At 35.2% G+C, this 1,893-nt stretch carries 3 protein-coding genes; all 3 read right to left on the bottom strand.

Annotated features, from left to right (window positions below; all coding sequences use genetic code 11):
• Positions 1-66: 66 nt before the first annotated feature.
• The gene (locus CEF19_RS00515; RefSeq protein ID WP_100404277.1) at positions 67-582 is read right to left on the bottom strand and encodes a hypothetical protein; all 516 of its coding nucleotides are present in this window, start codon (positions 580-582) and stop codon (positions 67-69) included.
• 121 nt (positions 583-703) lie between these two features.
• Positions 704-898, bottom strand: coding sequence for a hypothetical protein (locus CEF19_RS00520; protein WP_100404278.1), 195 nt, complete (start codon positions 896-898; stop codon positions 704-706).
• Positions 899-1,131: 233 nt separating this feature from the next.
• On the bottom strand, positions 1,132-1,893 hold a 762-nt coding region (gene spoIID, locus CEF19_RS00525), incomplete at its 5' end, for a stage II sporulation protein D (protein ID WP_100408145.1).

The following is a 1,893-nucleotide window of genomic DNA, read 5'->3' on the forward strand; positions in this document are numbered from 1 at the left end:
GCACCCGTTTGTTTAAGTACATTCATTCACAAGCAGAAGGAGTTATTCAAGAACTATACTGAAACTTTATTCTAATCCCTTGAAAAAACCTTCGAATTCCATTGTTTGCTGTTGACGAAAACCAAAATTTTTGTATTCGATAATGAGATGACTTATGTTATTTTCATAGTTTGCATCGTGTAGTTCCACCCGAAAAACGAGCATGAAGTTGTCTTCTACTTTATAGTTTTCTACTGGTAAGTATTCGTTGATATACCCTTCTTCAATTGCGAAATCTTCGTCTATCACTCCCGTTACACCCATTTCATCAATCATCGAAGTGACCGTTAATTGTAAATCTTCTTCATTTAGCTCCGTTCCATCGTGTTTTATTAATGTTACGTTGGTTAAAGTCGGTTTTCCAAAACCACCCCAATGCAGACCGTAGCCCATATAAAACGGAAGCCTTTCTTCCACAATTGGGGCATCTTTAGCAATATAAGAGGTAGAACCGATAACAAATTCTCCTTTTGAAAAAACATAGTTAAATATAATAACGCTTAATACTAGCGTAGCTCCCAGTATAATAAACCACTTTTTCATTCAAGCACCTCCTTTATAAAAGTTAACACATAATCCCGAAGCTATCTTTAATTATCCTGCTCCGTTAGTGAAAAAGCATTCCTGCTGATGTTGTAGGGAACGCACCCGTTAGCGGCAAACTCTAATCCTTTTTACTTTCTATATTATGTAATTGTGCGACTATAAACATAAGTAATACAACAATCATGCCAACCATAGCCGCAAATCCTGCAACATAACCAGTAAATACTTCATTACCTTCGAAAAGACTAACTATATCAATACCGCCTATTCCTCCAATGAGTAACAAAAACAACATTACTGTAAATTTCCACACATCAAATCCCCCCTAAGTAATGTGAAATCAAATACTATAATTAGTCTAACATTTACGCCTTCTCGGATTTCCTTATTCCATTAAACTGCCTCATTAATGAATAACACCTAATACTTTATTTTATCTTAACATTAATTTCCTTTTATTTAGGGGGGAAAAGAAAAAAACGTTCCTGCTGTTATTCCAGAAACGCATCCTTTAGTCAAATAAGAAAAATGATTTTTTGTTATTTATTATTCAATTAAAGATAATATCTGCGGTAAAAACGTGTTAAGCTTTTCTATTTCAATCCCATTATAAAAATGATTCACGATTTCCTTATAATCTTTGCCTTCAAGTGCCATACCGTTAGCACCGTCCTGACTCATTCCAACTCCATGCCCAAAACCTTTAGTTTCAATCGTTATTTGTTCGCCTTGTCGTTGCCACTTAAAATCAGTAGACTCTAAATCTAATTTTCCTCTAATTTCTCTACCACTAAACTCTTTTCCGTCAATAACAACTATAGCTACACGTCCACCTTCTGTTCGCTCACTAATTTCACCGATTGAACTATCATCTGGTAAAACAATGCCTAGTGCTTTTTCAAATTCATTTATACTGATAACTTTACTTGAACTAAACCGCGGCGATGTTTGGTCCCAAGGGCTGTCAACACTTTTCAAATAAGGAACTTCATTTCCCCAATAGTCCTCTGCATTCTCTGTATAACCGTTGCTAGTTGAGAAAAAAGCAGCTTGAATTGGTTCATTATTAAACGTCAAAATTTGACCTTGTGTTGATAGAACTGCTTCTTCTACTTTTTCCAAATACATTTCATAATCTGTACCCCAAACTGTTTTTAGTTCTTCTTGATTTCGATAAGTTTGGTGAATAGTTGTATCAGTAACCATTGCACCTTCTGGTAGTGAGATATCTCCTGAATGCAAGATGTGTCTTATTATATAGGTTCGTGCTAACAACGCTTGAGATTTTAAGGCTTCCATCTCAAAGGT

Source organism: Bacillus solitudinis, from assembly GCF_002797395.1.
GTDB classification, from domain to species: Bacteria; Bacillota; Bacilli; order Bacillales; family Bacillaceae_D; genus Halalkalibacter_A; species Halalkalibacter_A solitudinis.